Genomic DNA, 2,706 nt, shown 5'->3' with positions numbered 1-2,706 from the left:
ATCGACGATCCGGTCGGCCGCCGACTTCGACACCCCGAACAACGGAGCCAGTTGGCGCAGGGTGAGGTTCGTGCGCCAGTACGCGGCGACCAGCAGGACCCGGTCCTCCAGCGGCAGACTCCAGGGCCGGCCCTTGCGGACCGGGTCGGCACCCTCGCGCCGCAGCGCGGTGACCAGCTTGCCGAACTGCCGCGGGCTCAGCCCGGTGAACGGGACTATCCAGGACGGCTCCGACGCCGCAATCACACCAACCACAGCAAGATCATCTCACCTCTGACCAGCAATTACGGGACAGCGCTGAGGAGGTTGTCGCGGATCTCGACGAGCCGGTCGCGCTGGGCGGGGTCGGGCCAGAGCATCGGGCAGCGGACGCAAGCTTCTCTGAACTACTTGCGCATTCCGCCTCGAACGCCGCGCGGGATCGGGCGTCGACCAGGACAAAACCGCCCGCGTCTGCACCAATGTCATGATGAACGTCGAACGGGTCGGTCTCGCAGGCCAATCGCAAATTGTGGAAGTATTCCGCCGCCGCCCGTGGATCCGCGGCCCCAACCGCAAACACGCGAGAATCGGTCGTCATTGTTTTGGTCACATTCCCCCCAACAGTGTGGCAAGCTGACTCACTCCACGTCGGCCAGCCACTGGTCGATGAGCACCTTGCCGATCGAGTCGACCCGGTAGGGCCCGCCGACAGCGGAGTCCGTAATTCGCGACCGAAGTTCGGCCGCCGTGAACCAACGTGCCTCCACCACCTCCACGTTGTCCACGTCGATCCGGTCGGAAACGGCCTCGGCGCGGAACCCGATCATCATCCCGGATGGGAACGGCCACGACTGGGATCCCTGATAGGTGATCGTCCCCACCGCGACACCGGCCTCTTCGGCGACCTCGCGGCGCACCGTGTCTTCGAGGCTCTCCCCGATCTCGACGAACCCAGCCAGCGTGCTGAAGCGGTCCGGACCGGATCCCGCGTGCCGGCCGAGCAGGCAGCGCCGAGGCGTGCCGGGTAGTTCGACCAGCACAATCACGGCCGGTTCGATCCGCGGGAAGAGCAGCTTTCCGCAGTCCTGACAGGTCCGCAGGTGGCCACCTTTGCTGGGGACGGCCGGACCGCCGCACGCGCCGCAGAACCGCTGATTTCGGTTCCAGTGCAGGATTCCACGGGCATACGCGAGCAGGCCCGCCTCGTCCGGCGTGATGGTGGGAACCATGGCTCGCACCTCCAGCACCGTGTCCGCGGTGGCCAGCTCGACGGCGTTGGACCGGTCGACGCGGGACACGTCGGCCGCGAACACCGCGGCCTCTCCGTCCAGGCCGAGCAACACCTGTTCGTCGGCGGCATCGAGGATGCCCCGCGCCTCGGCCAGCGGCAGCCGGATGGGCCTGTCGTCGCGGACCAGACAGTGGTCCCGCCACAAGGGAATCACCTGGGTACTGGGGCTCGTCAACAGCCCGGCGACCCACTCCGAGTCGGTACGCCGGCCGCCAACCCGGTCGAGCCCCAAGCCGCTGTAATACAAGGTTCCCCCAAGCCCGTCCTGTCCTGCGTAGATTTCACGATAGCGGACGTCCACCAACTGGGTATCGATTTCACCGTAAGGTAGGTGATGTCTGTCAGCCAGACCTTCTCTGAACTAATTCTTGATCTTGGCATCGGCTCGAAATCGCATGCCTCTCCGAATGGACTCGTGCGAGGATCTTGTCGTCCCGACAACAGGCATCGCCGGGGTGCCCGAGGTCCTGGTGACCGAACCGGTGGGAGTAAGAGGCGGCTCACGGGGCGGCCGTATGCGTGGCGCGCGATCAGCGTCCTGTGTAGTCCCCACTGGGCCCGGCATGAAGCAGCGCGGGTGAACGGTCTGCCGGCGACGGCGCGGTGTTCGGGTTCATTGGTCGCCCCGCGCGGTGGGGATTCCGAGATCGACGGTGCTGCGGTCCCGAGTTCGTCGGTCGACCTGGGCGAGCTTGTCCTCGGCGCCGGCGAGGCTGACCTTGAGTCCTTCGACCTCGCCGAGCCAGCCTTCGCGTTCGGCTTCGGCGATGCGGGCGACGAGGTTGTCGCGGATCTCCTCGATGCGGGCGCGTTGGGCCGGGTCCGGCCTGAGGAGTGCACATCTGACACAAGCGTGCTCATGGACACAAGGGGTGGAAAATGCGCGGCCGCAGGTGCCGATGGACACCTTGCGCTTCTCGAAGTGCGAGAGGAAGGCATCCCACTCCTGCTCGGTGGGGGTTCGGTATTCTTCGCTGGGCCGGGTGGCTCTGCGGCGGTGCCCTTGCCGAAAACCTCATCCGCTCTGGTGGGAGCTTGGTGTGCGGGTGCGCGGGGTCTCGGGCCCGGGGGCTCGAATTGGTCCTCTCGCGCGACTGGTGACCGCCCCGGCATGATTGCCGATCGTGCTGCTGTGATTGGCTTACCTGACCGTGACGAACGCGTTCGCGATGCTGCGTCTGCTGCCGATGAGCGATCGGGACAAGGACGCGGAGATCCTCGCCTTGCGCCATCAGATCACGGTGCTGGAGCGCCAACTCGGTGGCGAGAGGGTGCGGTTCACCCCGAGCGATCGCGCGTTCTTGGCGGCGTTGCTGCATCGGATGCCGGTCGAGGTGCTGCGCAGGGTGCGGCTGCTGGTGCGTCCGGACACGGTGCTGCGCTGGCACCGCGATCTGGTCGCACGCCGCCATGCGGCCCGGTCCCGGCCGAAG

General features: G+C 66.8%; 3 protein-coding genes and 1 pseudogene. 1 reads left to right on the top strand and 3 read right to left on the bottom strand.

Translation table 11 applies throughout. The features are described 5' to 3' along the window. The 3 genes from EAO76_RS41475 to EAO76_RS41465 all read right to left on the bottom strand — a co-directional run. The coding region (locus EAO76_RS41475; protein WP_148841406.1) for a transposase family protein at positions 1-255 on the bottom strand (255 nt) is incomplete at its 3' end. A 365-nt stretch (positions 256-620) separates the two neighbouring features. Further along, positions 621-1,574 (bottom strand): NAD(+) diphosphatase, encoded by a 954-nt coding sequence (gene nudC, locus EAO76_RS41470; protein ID WP_262376199.1) that lies wholly within the window; start codon positions 1,572-1,574, stop codon positions 621-623. Between the two features lie 312 nt (positions 1,575-1,886). Then, a complete protein-coding gene (locus EAO76_RS41465) occupies positions 1,887-2,180 on the bottom strand; it encodes a hypothetical protein (RefSeq protein WP_262376198.1) in 294 nt (97 codons plus the stop codon). Between the two features lie 262 nt (positions 2,181-2,442). Here EAO76_RS41465 and EAO76_RS41460 point away from each other — a divergent pair. Next, positions 2,443-2,706: pseudogene (locus tag EAO76_RS41460) on the top strand (integrase); the annotation flags it as partial.

The organism is Streptomyces sp. sk2.1 (assembly GCF_008120935.1).
Classification (GTDB): Bacteria; Actinomycetota; Actinomycetes; order Streptomycetales; family Streptomycetaceae; genus Streptomyces.
Note: the sequence above shows the minus strand (reverse complement) of the source record. Positions and strands in the feature narration are given on the sequence as shown.